Consider the following 22,206-nt stretch of genomic DNA (forward strand, 5'->3'; position numbering starts at 1 on the left):
TTCGCACAGATAAAACATTTGCCGCTGACGCTTCGCTTTCGCGCAGATAAAACATTTGCCGCTGACGCTTCGCTTTCGCGCAGATAAAACATTTGTAGCTGACGCTTCGCTTTCGCACAGAAAACATCCGCTTCGCTGCAGGGTTTCGGGCCAACAGATGTCTTTTGCGCGAAAGCGTAGTGCTAACGAAGCGACAGCAACAGCACCGATGTTGGTCACGAAGGCGTTATCACAGGATGTGATGCTTTTAGCCTTCGTTCCTCTATTGCTAATCCCCAAGGAGTCGCCTAGTCTCCACTCCGATCAACTCTTATCAAAGGTGTTTGGACTCCACTGAAATGGAACCACACCTTTATTTATCTCACCACCTACAAATGTAGGAGTCTTCTGTAGCTGACGCTTCTCTTTTGTTACAAAAGACATTGTTGAATGAAGTTAGAGCCTCCGTACGCAATTATACCGAGGCATAATTAATCAAATGTCATCCACAACTTTTGGTGATGAGCCTTTTGATTGGGAATTTATCAAACTTTTTGTTCTTAAGTAGAAAAGTATCGGTGTACTTGTTGACTATAGTATTTTAATGAAATTGGGAGCATCGATCAATGAAAAAGAAGGGGGCCAACATGCACTAGACCTCTCATGGCAAAAAAATGTAAAGTTTTTTATGTAACAACGGTGGGACTGGGTTGTGTAATTTTCGTAATTTTTAAACAAATTATACAGAAAGAGATGTTTATAATGTTGTGCAGCAAATCGTTTTTGTAGAAATTGTTGCCATTTCTCGTATTTATGCATATGTATTCGTCGAAATGTTTATATTTTTTTCTGTCACCGTCAGACAATCTTTCCATACATAATTTCTTATAATAGCTCCAAAAGGCAGAAAGGGGATAGTGAAATGACGAGTATTGAATGGTATAACACGGCAAATGTAGACGAACAGAAATTAGGAGTGAAAAAAAGGCAATTGTTAATAGGCTCTTTATTTTTTTTAACATCCTTCTTTTTAGCTCAGTCTGTGGTGTTTGAAGCGGCCGTACCTTTCTCAGTTCCTTTTTGGGCAATTATTCGAACGAAATATAAAGAATATGCCAAATATGTTTTGTTCGGTGGTTTGATAGGATGTTTTTTCCTTGGCTTTGGACAAGTCTTCATTTTAGCATTGCAGATCGTATTGTATGAATGTGTTATGCGCTTCCGTTATTGGCAGATACCACAAAGTATAGCGGTATCTTTAGCGGTACTACTTGTACAGATAATGTGGCAGGGAGTTATGTATCAAGGTTTACCTCCGGTGCTTGTGCAATTTTATGTAGGCTGTGAAGCGGCTTTAGCTCTTATTATGACGCTGTTTATGCAAGTGTTGTTTGTCAATTCTCATGAATGGTTTACGAGTCATTGGACTTATGAGAAGCTAGGCTCTGGATTAGTTGTATTTGCTGCTATGCTTACAGGTATGCAAGCGATTGTCATTAGCTATTTTTCACTCCCCATTTTTTTATTACAACTATTCATTTGCTTCGGTGCGTTAGTAGGAAGTGTACCATTAGCGACGGTTATCGGAGCCGTACTCGGGACTCTCATTGGTGTTGCAAAACTTTCATTTACGGGTATGCTGTCTGTAGCCACCTTAACAGGATTGTGTGCCGGGATGGGGGCTCGTGTTGGACGATTCGGTGTAGCAATTGGCAGTATTTTGCCAAGTGTGTTTTTTTTATTTTACGATGCAACATTGCCGTTAGATAGCGTGTATTTTACATCGATTGTTGTTGGTAGTATCGTTTTTATAACGATCCCAAGTAAATATTCTGAAAAGGTGCGGGACAAGCTGTTTCCACAGCGTGAGGAGGTCTTACTCGCTCGTCAAAATTGGTTAACGGAGCATGTTACGTTTAAATTAGAGCATTTTCAGCATTTTGTACAGTTTATGAAGGAGCTTGTGTTTGAGCGTTTTATGACGGCCCCGATAGAAGAGGCGAAGGAAGTGTCACCGATGAATACATGCTTGAGCTGTTTCCGCTATGATCGCTGTTGGGGAGCGCAAAATAACGGAATGGACAAGCTCATGACAGACTGGTTTCATATGAAAGGTGTTGGGAAGGATTCTGGTATTCATCGTGTCGAAGAACAAATACGCTATAAATGTGTGAAATCAACGAAAATTTTCGAGGAATTGGAAACGGAGCTGTACAGAGAGCGCATTAATGGTCAGTATTTCCATGGCAAGAAAATGATAGCGCTTCAGCTACGTGATATGAGCAATCATCTAAATCAGTTAATAGCGGAGATGAAAGAAGAGACTATTTCATTCGTTAGTGTGGAGAAGGACATTACTCAACGATTAAAAGATGCTAATATTGAATGTTTTCAACTAGATGTGCTTAGTAATAAACCTGGGGCACGAAAAATAGTCTGTGCTTTAGCACCAGCACGAGTCGATTGGGAGGAAGACACAACAGTAGCTGAACGGATGATATTGCCGATTTTATATGATATTTTTGAAGAACCATTTGAAATTGAAAAAGTAGTAGCAAGCGATATACCATTTCGTCACATTCAAGTAAGCTTTAGATCAGCTATTAGCTTTGAAGTAGAGTATGATATATATAGCATGTCTAAAGATGCGACGTTATATTCCGGTGATTCCCATGCATTATTTCAATTACATCCAGGACTATTTGCAATTTTATTGTCAGATGGTATGGGTCAGAGTAAAGAAGCACAGCATGAGAGTAGAAAGTTAATACACTTAATGCGAGAATGTTTAAATTACAATATGAACCCAGAGACTGCGATGCATACGTTGCATTATGTCATGTCCTTAAAGCAACAAAATGATATGTATGCAACGCTTGATTTTGCACTTGTCGATTTACAACAAGGTGATTTATGGTCGTGGAAGGCAGGGGGAATGTCTACGTATATTTTACGTGGGAAAGAGGTGCTGAAGGTTGAAAGTAATGCAGCGCCTGTAGGTTTTTTATCCATTTCAGCAGTCGAGGCTGAAAAAAGAAAGCTTAAAGCTGGCGATGTAATTTTGATGCACTCTGATGGATTATTTTCAAGTGTTGATGATTGGGACGAGCAAGAAGAGCTATTTTTAGCGTATGCGCAGCAAGTAGCTGGAACTACTAAAACCATCCAGGAAAAACTAACAACGATTATGCAATCTTTCCAATCTTACTATGCCATTGAAGACGATTGCACTGTATTGATGCTAGAGGTTACACATGTTGTACCTACGTGGGCTGTATTTAGGCCAGTTCAACACTCTATGAGCAATTCATCATAAAAGAGAACGAAAAGGGGAGGAGAAGCGTTTGTCACTTGAATTAAAGGTCAAAAAATTTATCGAAGAAGAGCAATTATTGCAGCAAGACGACCATCTTCTCATCGCCGTTTCGGGTGGAGTGGATTCAATGGCTTTGCTCCATTATTTTGTCAAAACAAAAAAGCAGTGGGGAATTACAGTAGGAGCCGTACATGTTGATCATATGCTAAGAGGTGAAGCGTCTACTGAGGACAGAGCTTTTGTCCAGAAGTATTGTGATGAGTATGGTGTATATTTATATGCAAAGGCAATTCCAATACCAGAGATTATGGCTTCAGAAAATGGAAATACACAGCTTATTTGTCGTAGAGAAAGGTATCAATATTTTAAAGAGGTCATGGAAAAAACGAATGCTAGCAAGCTTGTAACTGCACATCATGCGGACGACCAACTGGAGTCAGTATTAATGGCCCTGACAAAAAATGCAACGATAAATGGTATGCAAGGTATACGTTCACAACGTATTTTTGAAGGAAAAACATTAATTCGTCCGTTTTTAACGGTTACAAAGTTAGAAATAAGGGAATATTTACTTAAGCAAGGTTTAGATTATCGGGAAGACGCTAGCAATGCTAAGGATACCTATGTACGCAATCGGTTTAGACATCATGTGGTGCCTTTGTTGGAGGCAGAAAACCCAAGAGTAACAGAGCAGGTAACTCATTTTACAAAACAATTGCAAGAAGACGATGCCTATTTAATGACATTAGCGGAGGATGTATTTTCTAGAACAGTAAAAAGAAAAGATGGAAATACATATAGCATGGAAATTAAGGCTCTTCAATTGGTACCACTTGCTTTACAAAGGAGGCTCATTTTAATACTATTAAACTATCTTTACAAAGATTCAAATACGATACAAAGTTATGCTTTATTGACTTCAATTTCAAAGCTTTGTGATACGACAGCAGGGTATGCTGAAGTTCACTTGCCAGAAGATTTTATAGCAGTTCGCCGTTACGGAAAATTAACAATTCAGAAGAAAGAGCCATTAGAAGATGAAGCTTCTCCTGAGAAAAAGATTATTTCGACTACTAATGGGTGGACAACACTGACGAATGGTGAACGTTTATGCGTAGTCGAGTTGCCTGATTTATCGTCTGAAATGCTGACGAATACTGCACAACTTTTTTATTTTAACGCTAGCAAACTCAAACTTCCACTCTATGTTAGAGCGCGTAAGGAAGGGGACAGAATACTGTTAAAAGGAATGGATCAGCCAAAACGCTTATCTCGCCTTTTTATAGATGAAAAGATTCCTTTAAATGAGCGAAATAGCTGGCCGTTACTGATTTCTCAATCTGATGAGGTCGTAGCGGTAATTGGTGTGCGTATGGGAATGTTTTTTTCAACCTCTCCGCAACCAAACGATGATACAGTGCTCATCGTAGACTAAGGTCTTTGTAAAATTTCACCCCAAATGGTTGAACATTTTTTTATACACACGAGGAGGAATCGCTATGTTACAAAATGACATCGAAAAAGTTATGATTACAGAAGAACAATTACAAGAAAGAATCGCTGAGTTAGGGGCACAATTGACAGAGGAATACAAAGATTCATTCCCACTAGCAGTTGGTGTTTTAAAAGGGGCAATGCCTTTTATGACAGACTTGATGAAACGTTTCGATTCTTTCATTGAGCTAGATTTTATGGATGTTTCTAGCTACGGAAATGCTACAGTTTCATCAGGGGAAGTTAAAATTCTAAAGGATTTAAATACAAGCGTTGAGGGACGTGACGTATTAATCATCGAGGATATTATTGATAGCGGCTTAACGTTAAGTTATTTAGTAGACTTATTTAAATACCGTAAAGCAAAATCCATCAAAATTGTGACATTGTTAGATAAACCATCAGGTCGTAAAGTAGATTTAGGTGCTGATTATGTTGGTTTTGAAGTGCCAGATGGTTTTGTTGTAGGGTATGGTTTAGACTACGCAGAAAAATACCGTAATTTACCGTATATCGGCATTTTAAAGCCGGCAGTTTATTCTTTCTAACAAGTAAGAAATTAACGAAAGAATACCACTATGAAAAGTAAGTGCCTCCAGCGAAGGTCATAGATTTTTATTTTTTTAACTTCTTTCGTCCCCCACCTCTATAGGTGGTGAGATGAATGCAGGTTTAAGTTGCTTTTTAGCAGGTGTCCAAACATCCGCTAAGAACGCCACGTCCTGTGGCAATTAAGCACAAAGCCGATTCAGGACACAATTATGCAGAGGCATAATTGATCATAATTCAAAAATCTAGGTACATTGTTAGATACAACTACGCTGGAACATACTTGATAAATGCATAAATATTTTTCGATTTCGACAAAAATCGGACGAAACTTTTTTTATGTAGGGCTTTTCGTTGTATGATGAAATCATGATATGTTAAGATTTTACTTATAATTTTTCTGTTTGTAATGAGGAGGCTGGAGATGAATCGAATATTTCGATATACCATATTCTATTTACTGATTTTCTTAGTGATTATCGGTATATTTGGTACTTTCAATGGTGGAAATGCGCCAACGAAAGAGTTAACTTATTCTGAGTTTCAAGATGCTCTAGATAAGAAAGAAATAACAAGTGCTACAATTCAACCTGATAAATCAGTATACATCGTTGAGGGTACGATGAAGGGTTATGAGAAGGGTCAAAGCTTTACAGCAAATATCCCTCGTGATAACCAATCTTTATTGAACCGTATCGATGAGGCTGCTAAGGATAAGAATAGTAATATTAAATATTTAACAGCGCCAGAAACAAGTGGATGGATTCAGTTCTTTACAGGGATCATTCCTTTCATCATTATCATTTTCTTATTCTTCTTCCTAATGAGTCAATCTCAAGGTGGCGGTAATAAAGTGATGAGCTTTGGTAAAAGTAAAGCCAAACTTTATGACGACCAGAAGAAAAAAGTTCGTTTTACAGATGTAGCGGGTGCTGATGAAGAGAAAGCAGAGCTTGTAGAGGTTGTTGATTTCTTAAAGGATCACCGTAAATTTACTGAAATTGGTGCCCGAATTCCAAAGGGTATCTTACTTGTAGGTCCTCCAGGTACAGGTAAAACATTACTTGCACGAGCGGTAGCAGGTGAGGCAGGCGTACCATTCTTCTCGATTTCAGGTTCTGACTTCGTAGAAATGTTTGTCGGTGTCGGTGCATCACGTGTTCGTGACTTATTTGAAAATGCCAAGAAAAATGCACCTTGTATCATCTTTATCGATGAGATTGATGCAGTAGGTCGTCAACGTGGCGCAGGTCTTGGTGGTGGCCATGACGAGCGTGAACAAACATTGAACCAATTGTTAGTTGAAATGGATGGTTTCGGGGCAAATGAAGGTATTATTATTATCGCTGCAACAAACCGCCCAGATATTTTAGATAAAGCGTTATTACGTCCTGGTCGATTTGACCGTCAAATTACAGTAGGACATCCTGATGTAAAAGGTCGTGAAGCAATTCTAAAAGTACATGCGCGCAACAAGCCTTTATCTGATACAGTAGATTTAGCAGCTGTTGCACAACGTACACCAGGTTTCTCAGGTGCTGACTTAGAGAACTTGTTAAATGAGGCTGCACTTGTAGCGGCTCGTAAAAGCAAACGTACAATTAATATGGCAGATATCGATGAGGCATCTGACCGAGTAATTGCAGGTCCGGCAAAAGCTAGCCGCGTTTACTCAGCGAAAGAGAAGAAACTTGTAGCCTTCCATGAAGCTGGGCACGTAGTTGTTGGTTTAGAGTTAGATGAAGCAGATACAGTACACAAAGTAACAATCGTCCCTCGTGGCCAAGCTGGAGGTTACGCGATTATGTTACCGAAGGAAGAACGTTTCTTCACAACAAAACAAGAACTATTAGACCGTATTGCTGGCCTACTTGGTGGTCGTGTAGCAGAGGAAATCGTACTTGGCGAAGTATCTACTGGGGCACATAACGACTTCCAAAAGGTAACAAGTATTGCACGTGCCATGGTCACTGAATATGGTATGAGTGAAAATCTTGGTGCGATGCAGTTTGGTTCAAGTCAGGGTGGGAATGTATTCCTTGGTCGTGACTTTAATTCAGATCAAAATTACTCTGATTCAATCGCCTATGAAATTGATAAAGAAATGCAAAAAATTATCGATTCGCAATATGAGCGTACTAAACGAATCTTAACTGAAAAACGTCATTTACTTGATTTAATTGCTAATACATTAATGCAAAAAGAAACATTAAATGCGCAAGAAATTGAGCATTTACGTGATCACGGTGTCTTACCGGAACCTGAGGTAGAAACGGTTGTGGAAAAAGCTCCTAAAGCTGAAGCTCAACCAATATTAGATGTAGTTGGTGAACAGGCTGTTAAAAAAGAATTGCTTAGCAATGAGCCGGATCCAACAACAGCTGATTTACCTAAAGAAGGTAGAGAGCCGAATAATACACCAAAAGGTATCGATGAAAAGCGTGATTAATGTGAGAAAGACTGTTTACAATTTTAGTAAGCAGTCTTTTTCTTTGCCTTTTTTCGGTAATAGGTATTACCATAGAATGTACGCAGCTGCGTATATAGGTTCTTAAATTTTTTAGGACCAAAATAGATAGGAGTGTTGTAACGTGGGAAATGTAACATTGAATAATGGTTTAGAGATGCCGTTAATAGGCTATGGCGTTTTTCGAGTGCCTGAAGGGGATGACTTGGCTGAGGCGGTTAAAACAGCTATTGCAAAAGGTTACCGTAGCATTGATACAGCCCAAGTATATCGCAATGAAGAAAGTGTTGGACGAGGAATTCGTGCAGCAATTGACGAGGGCTTAGTAACACGTGAAGAACTATTTGTAACATCAAAGGTTTGGAATGATGGGCTTTCCTATGAAGAAACACTTGCAGCTTATGATAGTAGTTTAGAGAAATTAGGATTAGATTATTTAGATTTATATTTAGTTCACTGGCCAGGTATAGATACAAATTATGTTGATGTTTATAAAGCACTTGAAAAAATCTATCAGGATGGCCGTGTACGCTCAATTGGCGTTAGTAATTTCCATGTTCAACATTTAGAAAATTTATTAAAGGAAACATCAGTTGTTCCTGTTATTAATCAAATTGAATTCCATCCGCACTTAACTCAAAAGGAAGTACGTGCCTATTGTAAGGAAAAAGGAATACAGGTAGAAGCATGGTCACCACTAATGAATGGTTCTTTATTGGAAGAATCATTGATTCAGCAGTTAGCTTCTAAATATGCCAAAACACCAGCACAGATTGTGTTACGTTATGATGTGCAGCATGGTGTAGTAACTATTCCAAAAACAATGACTCCTGCACGTATGACGGAAAATCTAACGGTCTTTGACTTTGCATTAGCTGAGGAAGAAATGACTCAGTTAGATGCACTAAATGATGGCCTACGTTGCGGACCAGACCCAGAAAAATTTAATTTTAAATAATGTGTAAGGAGCTACCTAATATGGGGTAGCTCCTTTTTTGAGTGAGCATGTATGCTATTTCATAGTAATAAAAATGTGGTATCATTTTCTAAAGTGTTTTAACTTATTTTTGTAAGCGCAAAGTCCATTCCGGACACAATTATGCCGAGGGATAATTGATCTTGATTTTTTGTGCATGAATATGCATTGTTTTAGTTGTATCAATCGCATAGTGACAGGTACAATTACGATGAAGGGCAATAAATAGGAGGCATCAACCATGATTTTAGTTTTAGATGCAGGGAATTCGAATATCGTATTAGGTGTCTATGATGACAACGATCAATTGGCCTTCCATTGGCGTATGGTGACTGACCTTCATAAAACAGAAGATGAATACGCAATGCAAGTATTATCTTTCTTTAATCATGCAGGCATTTCATTTGAACAAGTTACAGGCATTATTATATCCTCTGTTGTACCACCAATAATGTTTTCGTTAGAAACGATGTGTCAAAAGTATTTTCGTAAAAAACCGCTCGTTGTAGGACCAGGTGTAAAAACAGGATTGAATATTAAATATGAAAACCCGCGTGAAGTTGGCTCAGACCGCATAGTGAACGCTATTGCAGCTCTTGATGTTTATAAAGCACCACTGATTATTGTTGATTTTGGTACTGCCACAACATATTGTTACTTAAACGAAAAGGGCGATTATATGGGCGGTGCTATCGCTCCAGGTATTTCGATTTCAACGGAGGCACTTTATACACAGGCAGCTAGATTGCCGCGTATTGAAATATTGCGCTCTACACATATTGTTGGAAAGACAACCGTATCTGCGATGCAGGCCGGGATTTTTTATGGCTTCGTTGGGCAAGTTGAGGGAATTGTTAATCGCATGAAAGCACAAAGTAAGGAAGAGCCTTTAGTAATTGCTACTGGAGGATTAGCAAATTTAATTGCTGGTGAGACGCAAGCTATTGATGTAGTCGATCCGTTTTTAACATTAAAAGGCTTATATAAGCTATATAAACGCAATCAATAAGAAATGAGGGACATTTCATTTATGAAAGACTATTTAGTACGAGGTTTAGGATTCAACGGACAGGTTCGTGTTTTTGCGGCTTGTACAACAACAACTGTAGGAGAAGCACAACGTCGTCATAATACATGGCCTGTTGTGTCGGCAGCCCTTGGTCGTTCTATGACTGCTGCGGTGATGATGGGTGCCATGTTAAAAGGTGAGGAAAAAATCACTGTTAAAATTGAGGGGAACGGTCCAATTGGCCCAATGGTAATTGACAGTAACGCGCACGGTGAAGTACGTGGTTTTGTAACAAATCCCCACGTTCATTTCGATTTAAACGAGCACGGTAAGCTTGATGTTCGAGCGGGTGTTGGGACAGAGGGCTCATTAACAGTCGTAAAAGATCTTGGCTTGAGAGACATGTTCTCTGGACAAACGCCAATTGTATCGGGTGAAATTGCTGAGGACTTTACTTACTATTTCGCTACATCAGAGCAAGTGCCTTCATCTGTTGGATTAGGGGTTTTAGTAAATCCTGATAACACAATTCTAGCAGCTGGTGGGTTTATCCTTCAATTAATGCCAGGTTGTGAAGAAGAAACAATCGATGAAATTGAGCAGCATCTTGCTTCTATAGAGCCTGTTTCAAAAATGATTGAAAAAGGTTTTACACCGGAGCAAATATTAGAAGCTGTATTAGGAAACGGTCATCTGCAAATTTTAGATTCCATGCCGGTAGAATTCAAATGTCAATGTTCAAAAGAGCGATTTGGTGCAGCGATTTTAGGGTTAGGGACACAGGAAATTCGAGAAATGATTAAAGAGGATGGCGAAGCAGAAGCACAATGTCATTTCTGTTTAGAAACATACCACTTCTCAAAAGAAGAGTTAGAAGGATTCATCGATGAGCTCAACGCGTAATCGACGACCTTTATCCGCTGCAACACCCAACCAAACGCCCTTATTGCAACGTCGTCTGAAGACAAAACCTGCATTAACAGTTATTGCAATCTTATTATTAGGAAATATTTTATGGTTTATAACTTGGTTAATTCCTAATAAAGACAAGGAAATTGGTAGCGACGAGCAAGTCGCTGCCGTTGACGGGGATATTATTACACGTCAAGAGTGGATGGTAGCCATGGAAGAACGCTATGGTAAAGAGACGCTACAAAATTTAGTGAATGAAACAGTGATGGAAAAAGCAGCTAAAAAGTTTAAAATACAAGTAACGGATAAGGAGATTGATTTAGAGTTAGCCTTAATGCGTTCTGCCCAAGATAAATTTGATACTGCAATGCAAAACCTTTCGTCAGAGCAACTGCAACAAAAAATTCGCTCACAGCTTATATTAGATAAGGTACTGACAAAAGATGTGGTTATAAAAGAAGGTAGTATTGAAAAATATTATGAGGAAAATCAGGCACTGTACAATACGAAAACAAGCTATCGTACGAATTTTATAGAAGTGAATTCAAAAAAAGCTGCTGAGGAAGCATTAAGTGAAATAAAAGATCCCGCTGATTTTTCGGTGTTAGCACGTGAAGTTTCAGTAGACAGTGCTTCAGCTAGCTTAGGCGGAGATATTGGTTTCCTCACAGAAAAACAGGAAAATGTCGATCCTGCCATTTTAAAAGCAGTGAAGGCTTTAAAAACAGGTGAGGTTAGTAAAGCATTTAAGCTCGCTAACGGTCATTACGGAATTGTACAAGTTCAAGAGATAACAGAAGGACAATCCTTTACATATGACGATGTGAAAGAACATATTGAACGTGAGCTTGCGTTAGAGCAATTGCCACAACATGTTACACCGGAATCATTCTGGTCTGAATTCAATGCGACTTGGTATTACGGAGAAGCAAAAAAAAGTAAATAACAGATTGCTCTGAAATGAGTATCAATTATGCCTCGGCATAATTGCGTCCGGAATCGGCTTTGTGCTTAGGCCTGCAGATACGGTACAAAAAACATCTGTACCTGTCGCTACACTTTCGGTACAAAAAACATCTGTACCTGTCGCTACGCTTTCGGTACAAAAAACATCTGCTGAAAGAAGTTGAAAAATCTGCAAGATATCTGCGGGAAAAGTGAGCCAGGGAAACCCTGCAGACGTTTAGCGTCAACAGAGTAATGGCCACTTCGGGATATTGAGCAGATTTTTGTTTCCCTTCATTCGCAAAGCCAATAACTTTTGACGTTATTACGAACAAGGCGAAGTAATAAATATTCTGAAAATATAAGTTATATTTATTGACAATCGAATGGAAATATTGATAAAATCAAAAATAAGTAAAACCTATAAAAATAGTAGGGATTAGGAGTGGATTGATAAATGAGTAGATTAGCAAACTCAGTAGCTGAATTAGTTGGTAAAACGCCAATTGTTAAATTAAATCATGCAACAGATGAAAACGAAGGTACTGTTTATGTAAAATTAGAATATTTTAACCCGGGTAGCTCAGTGAAAGATCGTTTAGCTTTAGCGATGATTGAAGCGGCTGAAAAAGATGGTACATTAAAGTCTGGTGGTACAATTATTGAACCTACTTCTGGTAACACTGGTATTGGTCTAGCGATGATTGCTGCTGCTAAAGGCTATAAAGCGATTTTAGTAATGCCGGAAACAATGAGCCTAGAGCGTCGTAACTTATTACGTGCATATGGTGCAGAGCTTGTGTTAACACCTGGACCAGCAGGTATGAAAGGTGCAATTTCTAAGGCGGAGGAATTAGCTGCTGAACATGGCTACTTCTTACCACAACAATTCACGAACCCAGCTAATGCAGTTGTTCACCGTTTAACAACTGGTCCGGAAATTGTAGAAGCATTTGAAGGTTTAAAATTAGATGCATTTGTTGCTGGTGTTGGTACAGGTGGTACAATTACGGGTGCGGGTGCTGTGCTAAAAGAGAAGTATCCAGAGCTTGAAATTATTGCTGTTGAGCCAAAAGATTCACCAGTACTTTCTGGAGGTCAACCAGGGCCTCATAAAATTCAAGGTATCGGAGCTGGCTTCGTACCTGAAGTGTTAGATACAGATGTGTATTCTTCTGTATTCCCAGTTGAAAATGAAATTGCTTTCGAGGTAGCTCGTAAAGTAGCACGTGAAGAAGGTATCTTATGCGGTATTTCATCAGGTGCAGCTATTCATGTTGCGATTGAAGCAGCAAAACGTTTAGGTAAGGGCTCGAATGTTCTTGCAATCGTACCTTCTAATGGGGAACGTTACTTATCAACACCTTTATATCAATTTGAAGACTAATCCAATTATTTGAACGTAAAGGCTCCTTTAACGAGGAGTCTTTTTTATTTGTTAAAGAATCTTATTCTATTTTCAAGTTATGGATTACGAGATGTTTCGTTCGCAAAAGAGGTGGAGTGCGTACTGTTGCTTCGGATGTAAATGAGCGTTTTAGCATATTTGTTCATCACCGATCTGATGTAAAAACATTCGGTAATTAAATTTTACGTGGCTATTGAAAAATATTCGCTTCCAGGCAATATTCAAGTTAAGATGGAATCACATCATATGACTTAAAGGGGAATAGCAACTTGAAGACAATGCTGACGAGAACAATAACGATGGATGCAGACTCGTTTTTTTATAGTTATAAGAAGCAAACTGAAGCAGAACAAGCACATGTATTTTTAGAAAGTGGACGCGGAGGGAATTTTACAATAGCTGCTTGGAATCCGCTAGCTATAGCACAATCAATCGAGAATGGTTTACTTGTAAATTGGAGAAATGGTGAGACTGAAAATTTAAATGGTGAACCTCTTGCTTTGTTAGAGAAATTAGTGGAGAACTATCACATTGCATATAGTTCGGACCTTCCTGTTTTTCAAGGTGGTGCTATCGGGTTTGTTTCATACGATTACGCTCGTAAAATTGAAGCGTTACAGAATACTGCTGTAGATGATTTACATATACCAGATATCTATTTTTATATTTTTGATTGCTGGGCAGTACACGATGTGAAAACAAATAAAGTAACGCTTATGAAGCTAACAGACTGTAGTGTGGATTTGGAAGAATGGGCTAATGTGTGGCAAGAGGCCGCACAAGAAGGACTGCTTACACGTAAATTTGAAAAAACAAATGCTGTCGAAATAGTAAATGACGAAAGTGAATTGTTAGTATCTTTTGCTGGGACTGCCTTTGAGGAAGCAGTAAGTAAAATCCAAACATACATAGCGCAAGGTGATGTATTTCAAGTGAATTTGTCGGTACGTCAATCCAAAAAATTAAAGGCAACTGCAATGGATGTATATGAAGCATTACGTGCATTTAATCCTTCACCTTACATGGCTTATATAGAAGCGCCGGATTTTACTGTCGTTTCTGGTTCACCTGAGCTTTTGGTGAAGCGTCATGGTAAGGAGTTGTCTACTCGACCAATCGCTGGTACACGACCAAGAGGGAAATCTGAGGCTGAGGATTTAGCTTTAGCGCAAGAATTGATCGATAACGAAAAGGAACGCGCTGAACATGTAATGCTTGTTGATTTAGAGCGCAATGATTTAGGGAGAGTATCTACATATGGGACGGTTGAAGTAGATGAGTTCATGGTGATTGAACGTTATTCACACGTGATGCACATTGTTTCTAATGTACGAGGAGAAATAGCTGAAGGGAAAACCAATGCAGACGTTATCCGTGCCATGTTCCCAGGAGGAACGATAACAGGTGCACCTAAAATTCGTACGATGGAGATTATTGAAGAATTAGAACCTGTAAGACGAGGATTATATACGGGTTCAATTGGCTGGCTAGGCTTCACAGGTGATATGGAGTTTAATATTGTTATTCGTACAGCATTTGTTAAAGATGGAGTAGCGCATATTCAGGCAGGCGCAGGAATTGTTATTGATTCTGTTCCGGAAAGAGAATACCTAGAATCTTTAAATAAAGCGAAGGCGATGTGGCAGGCAAAGGCAATGGCAGAGGAGCGAGCAAAATGATTTTAATGATTGATAACTACGATTCTTTTACGTATAACCTTGTACAATATTTTGGGGAATTTGGACATGAATTAGTGGTCAAAAGAAACGATGTATTAACGGTGAAAGATATTGAGCAGCTTGCACCAGATATGATTGTCATTTCTCCGGGGCCATGTAGCCCAAATGAAGCGGGTGAAAGCCTGAACATTATTAAGTATTTCGCGGGAAATATTCCGATTTTAGGCGTTTGCCTTGGCCATCAAGCTATTGCTCAAGTATTCGGGGGGAATGTTATACGAGCTGAACGTTTGATGCATGGTAAAACATCACCGGTGCTACATGCTGAAATAGGTTTGCATAAGGGGATGCCAAATCCATTTGCAGCTACTCGTTACCACTCCTTAATTGTAGAAAAGGAAACGTTACCGGCATGTTTTGAAGTGACAGCATGGACAGAAGAAGGTGAAATTATGGGCGTTCGTCATAAAGACTATCCAATTGAGGGAGTGCAATATCATCCTGAATCGATTATGACGGAGCAAGGTAAAAAGCTTCTACGCCAGTTTATAGATTTGTATGTTGAGGGAGCGAAGTAAATGCTGTGCTGGATGAATGGAGACTACATAGCGGCGCAGGATTTGCGCATTTCACCATTTGATCATGGATTTTTATACGGGTTAGGCTTTTTTGAAACGTTTCGAACGTATAAGGGAAAGGTGTTTTGCTGGGAAGCACATATGGAGAGGTTGCAAACTGCGCTTTCTCAATATCGTATTCATATGCCGTATACTGAAGAGGATTTACTTAATGTTGCTCAGCAATTAAATGAACAAGCCGATGGGCAGGATGGATATTTCCGAATAAATGTCTCAGCTGGAGAGCATAGTATCGGTTTACAGCCTACTGAATATAGACAACCGAATGTTATTGTTTTTCGCAAAGAATTACATGATACACCTCGAGGTATGGAAAAAAACGCACAGTGGCTTGTAACACCGCGTAATACGCCTGAAAAAGGGCTTCGAGTGAAATCGCACCATTATGGCAATAACGTTCTTGGGCGTTTTGAGATGCCATCTTTGGCACAACAAGAAGGCTTCTTTTTAACGGAAAATGGCTTTGTTGCTGAAGGTGTAACATCAAATATCTTTTGGGTGAAAGATGATATACTATATACGCCTTCCTTAGAGGCGGGTATTTTACCTGGTATTATCCGAGCGTGGGTAGTTGAGCGAGCACAATCTCTAGGGATTAAGGTAAAAGAAGGCTTCTTTACTAAAGAGGATGTAGAGCAAAGTTCAGAGTGCTTTATTACTAACTCTGTACAAGAGCTTGTTCCAATTCTTAAATTAGAGAGTAAGCAGTTATTAGGCAATAAAGGGCCTGTTTATTCGCGTTTACATGAAGTATTTGTCAATGAAGTGGAACAAGAATAGAAGGAGAGTTAACATGCTAGAAAAATATACAACACCATTAACTATTAACGGGATCACGTTAGACTATACAGCAGAAACTTTTATGATGGGTATTTTAAATGTCACACCGGATTCATTTTCAGATGGAGGAAAGTACAATAACGTAGAAGCTGCAGTTGCTCAAGCGAAAAAAATGGTAGCTGAGGGCGCTAAAATTATTGATGTTGGCGGAGAATCAACACGCCCAGGTTATGAACGTATTTCCGATGAAGATGAAATTGCACGAATTGTACCAGTTATTCAAGCTTTAGTAGCTGAAGTGCCAGCAGTTATATCGGTTGATACGTATAAAGCGAACGTAGCTCGTGCAGCCATTGAAGCTGGTGCACATATTATTAATGATATTTGGGGAGCGCAAGCTGAACCCGAGATCGCTCAAGTTGCTGCAGATTTAAATGTACCGATTATTTTAATGCATAATCGAGACAACACTAATTACGGTGCTGATTTCTGGATGACGGCAAAGGCTGACTTAGAGAAGAGTATTGCTATTGCTCGGAATGCAGGTATACCAGACAATCATATTATTTTAGATCCAGGCATAGGCTTTGCGAAGACTACTGCTCAAAATATAGAAATGATGAAGCATTTAGATGATTTAGTAGCAATGGGTTATCCTGTTTTGCTAGCGACTTCACGTAAATCAATGATTGGTAATGTCTTAAAGTTGCCTGTTGAGGAGCGTATAGAAGGTACAGGGGCAACAGTTGTTTACGGTATTGAAAAAGGCTGCCATATGATTCGTGTGCATGATGTAAAGGAAATGGCACGATCTACACATATGGCTGATGTTTTAGTTGGTAAGCGTACTTATAAGGAGGAAGCGTGATGGACTATATTCATTTAAAGGACATGCAGTTTTACGGCTATCATGGCGTTTTAGCAGCGGAAACAACACTTGGCCAACGCTTCCGTGCCAATGTTTCACTTGCTGTAGATATGACAAAGGCTGGAGAGACGGATGACTTAAATCATACGGTGAACTATGCAGAGGTTTATGCGTTATGCCGTGATATTGTAGAAGGAGAGCCGTTCAAGCTTATTGAAGCGCTTGTATCCAAAATAGCAAACAGTATTTTAGAGACATACTCAGAAAAGGTTAAGGGAGTTCGCGTGGAGCTTATTAAACCAGATCCACCAATCCATGGCTATTATAAAGAAGTATCGGTAGAGATCACGAGAGGTGATTACGAATGAATGATGTGTATTTATCAATCGGTACAAATATGGGAGATCGATTTGAAAACCTACAACATGCTGTTACTCTTTTAAAGGGCAAAGAGGAAATTGAAGTTGTACACATTTCTTCTGTTTATGAAACAGCTGCTGTAGGCTACACGGACCAAGCAGATTTTTTAAATATTGCTGTTCATATTAAAACGAGTTACTCATCTTCCGAAATGCTGAACATTTGCCAATGGGTTGAAAGCGAACTTGGGCGTGTTCGTGAATTTCGATGGGGCCCTCGAATCATAGACCTTGACATTCTACTCTACAATCACGAAAATGTTGAAACAGAGAGCTTAATTGTTCCACATCCAAGAATGTATGAGCGAGCTTTCGTATTAGTTCCACTAATAGAAATTACACCTGCACCAGTTGGACAACAACTGCAAAGGGCACATGATACAATGCAGCAGATGAATTGTGATGAGGAAGGCGTAACTTTATGGCGAGCATCAGCAGAGCTGAAAATTATGCAGACCGTTAATTAAGTTTCTAATCCAGTGGTCAAAGATAACTGGTGTAGTGACTGCCTATAACATCAGCAAGCCTAAGCACAAAGCCAAATTCGGATGCCATCATGCCGAGGCATAATTGATTTGCGTAGCATTAACGATTGATATATGGAATAGGTGAAAACCTATAGAAGGGGGAAAACAGCGTTGAGTCAGACAACTGAGAAGCCGTTTCAAATTGGCGATATAGTCATGGACAACCGTGTCGTATTAGCACCAATGGCAGGAATCTGTAACTCTGCTTTCCGTTTAACTGTTAAGGAGTTCGGAGCAGGGCTAGTATATGCAGAAATGATTAGTGATAAAGGGATTGTCCAGAAGAACGAAAAAACACTAGGCATGCTTTATATCGATGAGCGTGAAAATCCACTTTCATTGCAAATCTTTGGTGGTGATAAGGCTACGCTAGTGGAAGCGGCTAAGTATGTAGATGAAAACACAACTGCCGATATTATCGATATTAATATGGGTTGCCCAGTTAATAAAATTATTAAATGTGAAGCGGGCGCCCGTTTACTTTTAGATCCAAATAAATTATATGAAATGGTAGCGGCTGTTGTAGATGCAGTAAAAAAACCTGTCAGCGTGAAAATGCGTATTGGCTGGGATGACGAGCATATCTTTGCTGTTGAGAATGCACAAGCTGCCGAACGTGCTGGTGCTTCAGCAGTAGCTGTTCATGGACGTACACGTGTACAAATGTATGAAGGAAAAGCAAATTGGGATTTCATTCGTCAAGTGAAGGAAAATGTAAAAATTCCTGTGCTTGGTAATGGTGATGTAGAAACTCCTCAAGATGCAAAACGTATGCTTGATACTACTGGAGTGGACGCAGTAATGATTGGACGCGCTGCGTTAGGCAATCCATGGATGATTTATCGTACAGTTCAATACCTTGAAACTGGTGAGTTAAAGGAAGAGCCGAGTGTACGCGAAAAAATTGATGTGTGTTTGCTTCACTTTGAACGCCTTATGCAATTAAAAGGAGAAGGTGTGGCGGTACGTGAAATGCGTAAACATGCTTCATGGTATTTAAAAGGTATTCGTGGTAATGGTAAAGCGCGTAAAGCGATTAACCAAACAGAAACTGCGGTAGAGCTTCGTGCGCTATTAAATGGAATTGTACAAGACTACGAAGAGCTTGAATCTAAATTAATAGTACCAGAAGCAAAAGAATTCATTCTTTAATACAGTAAATAGACGTCTCTCTGTTCGTTCTGAGACGTCTATTTTTCTGGTAACATTAATTTTTAGAATTATTAATTATTTATCCTATTGTGGAAATTAAAACGAAACAGATGATTACAGCAATAAAATTGTGTACAATAGAAATATTATGGACGTAAACGCAACGCGGACAATTTAATAAGGAGTGAAACAAGTGTCAAACATAGAAGAATTAAATGATCAGCTTTTGGTGAGACGCCAAAAAATGACGGCTATTCGAGAAAATGGTCAAGATCCATTTGGTAGTCGTTTTGAACGCACGCATTTATCAACAGAAGTGCGTGAACAATTTGCAGATCAAACGAAAGAGCAGCTAGAAGAAAACCTACAAGAGGTAATTATTGCGGGTCGTATTATGACGAAACGCGGTAAAGGAAAAGCTGGCTTTGCACATATTCAAGATTTAGGTGGCCAAATTCAAATTTATGTTCGTCAAGATCATGTTGGCGAAGAAGCATATGAATTATTTAAACAAGCTGACTTAGGCGATATCGTAGGTATTCGTGGTAATGTATTCCGAACACAAGTTGGAGAGCTTTCAGTAAAAGCTGAAGAATTTACATTCCTATCAAAAGCTCTACGCCCTATGCCAGAAAAATTCCATGGCTTACAAGATGTTGAACAACGTTACCGTCAACGCTATTTAGATTTAATGACGAATGAGGATAGTAAAACAACATTCATTACACGTTCTAAAATTATCCGTGCTATTCGCAATTATTTAGATAATGCAGGATATTTAGAAGTAGAAACACCAATGCTTCATACAATAGCTGGTGGTGCGGCGGCTCGTCCGTTTATTACACACCATAATGCGCTTGATATGGAATTATATATGCGTATTGCAATCGAACTGCATTTGAAACGTCTAATTGTTGGTGGACTAGAGAAAGTATATGAAATTGGTCGTGTTTTCCGAAATGAAGGGATTTCAACACGCCACAATCCTGAATTCACAATGATAGAGCTGTATGAAGCTTATGCGGATTATAAAGATATTATGTCTCTAACTGAAAACCTTATTGCTCATGTAGCTCAGGAAGTTTTGGGCACTACTACAGTTCAATACGGTGAAGATGAAATTAATCTTGCTGTAGGCTGGAAACGAGTTCATATGGTAGATGCAGTAAAAGAAGCTACAGGTGTAGACTTCTGGCAACCGATGACTAAGGAACAAGCTCAAGCGCTTGCTAAAGAACATGGAGTAGAAGTTAAAGAAACACATGAGGTAGGGCATATTATTAACGAGTTCTTCGAGCAAAAGATTGAAGAGACTCTTGTTCAGCCTACATTTGTTTATGGTCATCCAGTAGAAATCTCGCCTCTAGCAAAGAAAAACCCAGAGGACGAGCGTTTCACAGACCGTTTCGAACTATTTATCGTCCGTCGTGAGCATGCAAATGCCTTTACAGAACTAAATGATCCAATTGACCAACGTGAGCGCTTTGAAGCTCAGTTAGCTGAAAAAGCAGCTGGTAATGATGAAGCACACGAAATGGACAATGATTTCATTGAAGCATTAGAATACGGTATGCCTCCAACAGGTGGATTAGGTGTTGGTATCGACCGTTTAATCATGCTTCTTACAAATTCACCATCAATTCGCGACGTATTATTATTCCCAACAATGCGTCATACTACTAAGTAATAGTTTTAAAAGGTTATCTTGAATAAGCAGGAGTCGAGGTGTAGAAGAAGCACTAAGACTCCTGTTTTGCATCTTCTGCAATGAAATAGTAACTATTTAAAAGTTTAAATTAGAAAGAATTAAGTAGAGTATTTAAATGATGAATGAATTTAAGGTATACTTTTAGAGTTCTATAATTTGCAGATTAAATAGAAATAGACATTATCAAAAGTTTTATTGGAGGCTTATAATGAATTATAAAATCTTTAACAAACAAGTATTTGAACAGGCACAAGTACGCTCAGTTTCAGATGTTCTGTTAACTGAGGAAGAGCTTGAACATGGTATGAAATTGGCGGTTTCTAAAGCAGATCCAACTCTTACATTATATTTAGTGGATATAAACGGTCAGAAGAAATTCGATGTCCGTTGGGATGATTCCTCTGAAATTTTCAGCGGCTGGTATTCTGCGTGGGATAATTTCTCTTGGTGCCTAGATGTAGCTGATAAACAAAATAATTAAAATTAGTTGATTTTAGATTTAAGTTTAATTAGCTAACTTTCAATTTTGAATACCGCATTTGTAGCAGAACAATAAAGTTAAAAAAGTAACAAACATGAATAAGTAGGAGTCGAGGTGCAGGAGAACCGCTGACTCCTTTTTTCATGGTTGAGTATTTATTAGGGTAATGGTGCGTTCCGATGTGTTTTGATATCTTTTATGCTTTACGAAGGGAAGCTTTAGAAAGAATCCTTGAAAAAAGACCAATATAGATACTCTTCTTATTTAACTATCTTTCAGTAGGTGTCCAAACACCTGTCGCTGCGCTTTCGCTACAAAGGCATTTTCTGAAAGAAAGTTAAAGCCTCTAGCGGATGTTACGGGATCGGCAAGGAGTTCTTTGTGCAAGCAAAAAGCCAATTCCGGACGCAATTATGCCGAGGCATAATTGATTTTATTGAGATTTATGAGAAAGAGATGTATAGTAAAACAAATAAAGAGATAGCTAGAAGATTATAAGAATTATTTAGTGCTCGAAAAATCGTAAAATAGCTCGCTAATTCTATATTTATAAAAAAGATAATTTTATAGCAAAAAAACACTTGCGGTTGTATTGAAATCGTGTTAAATTATTACTTGTCGTTAAGACGACGCAAGAAACGAAACGGATTCAAAAAAACATTAAATAAAGATGTTGACATTGAAAACGCAGAGTGATATTATATAAGAGTTGCTGCTTTTGAAAAGAAGTTAAAAACTTCTAAAAAAGTGTTGACAACAAAAACAAGAAAATGTTATGTTATAAAAGTTGTTGAAACAAAATGACAACAAAATGAACCTTGAAAACTGAACAAGCAAAACGTAATCAATAAAGTTTTTAGTAACTAACCTAGAGTTGGTGAACGAAACAAAATTTTGGA

The 22,206-nt window shown here is 38.7% G+C and carries 18 protein-coding genes; all 18 read left to right on the plus strand.

From position 1 onward, the window contains the following. The first annotated feature begins 901 nt into the window (after positions 1 to 901). The 18 genes from ACIQ7T_RS27065 (at position 902) to ACIQ7T_RS27150 (ending at position 21,307) form a co-directional block, all read left to right on the plus strand. Positions 902 to 3,295 (plus strand): SpoIIE family protein phosphatase, encoded by a 2,394-nt coding sequence (locus ACIQ7T_RS27065; protein WP_370081914.1) that lies wholly within the window; start codon positions 902 to 904, stop codon positions 3,293 to 3,295. A gap of 28 nt (positions 3,296 to 3,323) precedes the next feature. Then, positions 3,324 to 4,730 (plus strand): tRNA lysidine(34) synthetase TilS, encoded by a 1,407-nt coding sequence (gene tilS, locus ACIQ7T_RS27070; protein ID WP_402875085.1) that lies wholly within the window; start codon positions 3,324 to 3,326, stop codon positions 4,728 to 4,730. Positions 4,731 to 4,794: 64 nt separating this feature from the next. After that, positions 4,795 to 5,337, plus strand: a complete 543-nt coding sequence (gene hpt, locus ACIQ7T_RS27075) for a hypoxanthine phosphoribosyltransferase (protein ID WP_132364364.1) — start codon at positions 4,795 to 4,797, stop codon at positions 5,335 to 5,337. A gap of 425 nt (positions 5,338 to 5,762) precedes the next feature. Beyond that, positions 5,763 to 7,787 (plus strand): ATP-dependent zinc metalloprotease FtsH, encoded by a 2,025-nt coding sequence (gene ftsH / locus ACIQ7T_RS27080; RefSeq protein WP_402875088.1) that lies wholly within the window; start codon positions 5,763 to 5,765, stop codon positions 7,785 to 7,787. Between the two features lie 142 nt (positions 7,788 to 7,929). Continuing rightward, a complete protein-coding gene (locus ACIQ7T_RS27085; protein WP_402875091.1) occupies positions 7,930 to 8,763 on the plus strand; it encodes an aldo/keto reductase in 834 nt (277 codons plus the stop codon). Between the two features lie 259 nt (positions 8,764 to 9,022). Then, positions 9,023 to 9,790, plus strand: coding sequence for a type III pantothenate kinase (locus ACIQ7T_RS27090; RefSeq protein ID WP_142510501.1), 768 nt, complete (start codon positions 9,023 to 9,025; stop codon positions 9,788 to 9,790). Between the two features lie 21 nt (positions 9,791 to 9,811). Further along, positions 9,812 to 10,693: an Hsp33 family molecular chaperone HslO gene (hslO, locus tag ACIQ7T_RS27095; protein ID WP_402875094.1), complete on the plus strand. Its 882-nt coding sequence runs from the start codon at positions 9,812 to 9,814 to the stop codon at positions 10,691 to 10,693. Then, positions 10,677 to 11,648 (plus strand): peptidyl-prolyl cis-trans isomerase, encoded by a 972-nt coding sequence (locus tag ACIQ7T_RS27100; RefSeq protein WP_370081924.1) that lies wholly within the window; start codon positions 10,677 to 10,679, stop codon positions 11,646 to 11,648. The genes hslO and ACIQ7T_RS27100 overlap by 17 nt, the downstream gene beginning before the upstream one ends. 456 nt (positions 11,649 to 12,104) lie before the next feature. Continuing rightward, positions 12,105 to 13,034 (plus strand): cysteine synthase A, encoded by a 930-nt coding sequence (gene cysK, locus ACIQ7T_RS27105; protein WP_402875097.1) that lies wholly within the window; start codon positions 12,105 to 12,107, stop codon positions 13,032 to 13,034. Between the two features lie 290 nt (positions 13,035 to 13,324). Continuing rightward, on the plus strand, positions 13,325 to 14,734 hold the full coding sequence (locus ACIQ7T_RS27110) for an anthranilate synthase component I family protein (protein WP_402875100.1): 1,410 nt from the start codon (positions 13,325 to 13,327) through the stop codon (positions 14,732 to 14,734). Next, positions 14,731 to 15,312 (plus strand): aminodeoxychorismate/anthranilate synthase component II, encoded by a 582-nt coding sequence (gene pabA, locus ACIQ7T_RS27115; RefSeq protein WP_370081930.1) that lies wholly within the window; start codon positions 14,731 to 14,733, stop codon positions 15,310 to 15,312. The genes ACIQ7T_RS27110 and pabA overlap by 4 nt, the downstream gene beginning before the upstream one ends. Further along, positions 15,313 to 16,152, plus strand: a complete 840-nt coding sequence (gene pabC / locus ACIQ7T_RS27120) for an aminodeoxychorismate lyase (RefSeq protein ID WP_402875103.1) — start codon at positions 15,313 to 15,315, stop codon at positions 16,150 to 16,152. It begins immediately after the preceding gene. Between the two features lie 13 nt (positions 16,153 to 16,165). Continuing rightward, a complete protein-coding gene (gene folP / locus ACIQ7T_RS27125; protein ID WP_402875106.1) occupies positions 16,166 to 17,020 on the plus strand; it encodes a dihydropteroate synthase in 855 nt (284 codons plus the stop codon). Then, positions 17,020 to 17,388 (plus strand): dihydroneopterin aldolase, encoded by a 369-nt coding sequence (folB, locus tag ACIQ7T_RS27130; RefSeq protein ID WP_370081936.1) that lies wholly within the window; start codon positions 17,020 to 17,022, stop codon positions 17,386 to 17,388. The genes folP and folB overlap by 1 nt, the downstream gene beginning before the upstream one ends. Next, positions 17,385 to 17,906, plus strand: a complete 522-nt coding sequence (gene folK / locus ACIQ7T_RS27135) for a 2-amino-4-hydroxy-6-hydroxymethyldihydropteridine diphosphokinase (RefSeq protein WP_402875109.1) — start codon at positions 17,385 to 17,387, stop codon at positions 17,904 to 17,906. Before folB ends, folK begins: the two co-directional genes overlap by 4 nt. A 171-nt stretch (positions 17,907 to 18,077) precedes the next feature. Further along, on the plus strand, positions 18,078 to 19,118 hold the full coding sequence (dusB, locus tag ACIQ7T_RS27140) for a tRNA dihydrouridine synthase DusB (RefSeq protein ID WP_402875112.1): 1,041 nt from the start codon (positions 18,078 to 18,080) through the stop codon (positions 19,116 to 19,118). A gap of 184 nt (positions 19,119 to 19,302) precedes the next feature. Next, positions 19,303 to 20,805: a lysine--tRNA ligase gene (lysS, locus tag ACIQ7T_RS27145; protein WP_402875115.1), complete on the plus strand. Its 1,503-nt coding sequence runs from the start codon at positions 19,303 to 19,305 to the stop codon at positions 20,803 to 20,805. 229 nt (positions 20,806 to 21,034) lie between these two features. Then, the gene (locus ACIQ7T_RS27150; protein ID WP_370081942.1) at positions 21,035 to 21,307 is read left to right on the plus strand and encodes a hypothetical protein; all 273 of its coding nucleotides are present in this window, start codon (positions 21,035 to 21,037) and stop codon (positions 21,305 to 21,307) included. Positions 21,308 to 22,206 lie beyond the last annotated feature (899 nt).

The organism is Lysinibacillus sp. NPDC096212, from assembly GCF_044763105.1.
Lineage (GTDB): Bacteria > Bacillota > Bacilli > Bacillales_A > Planococcaceae > Lysinibacillus.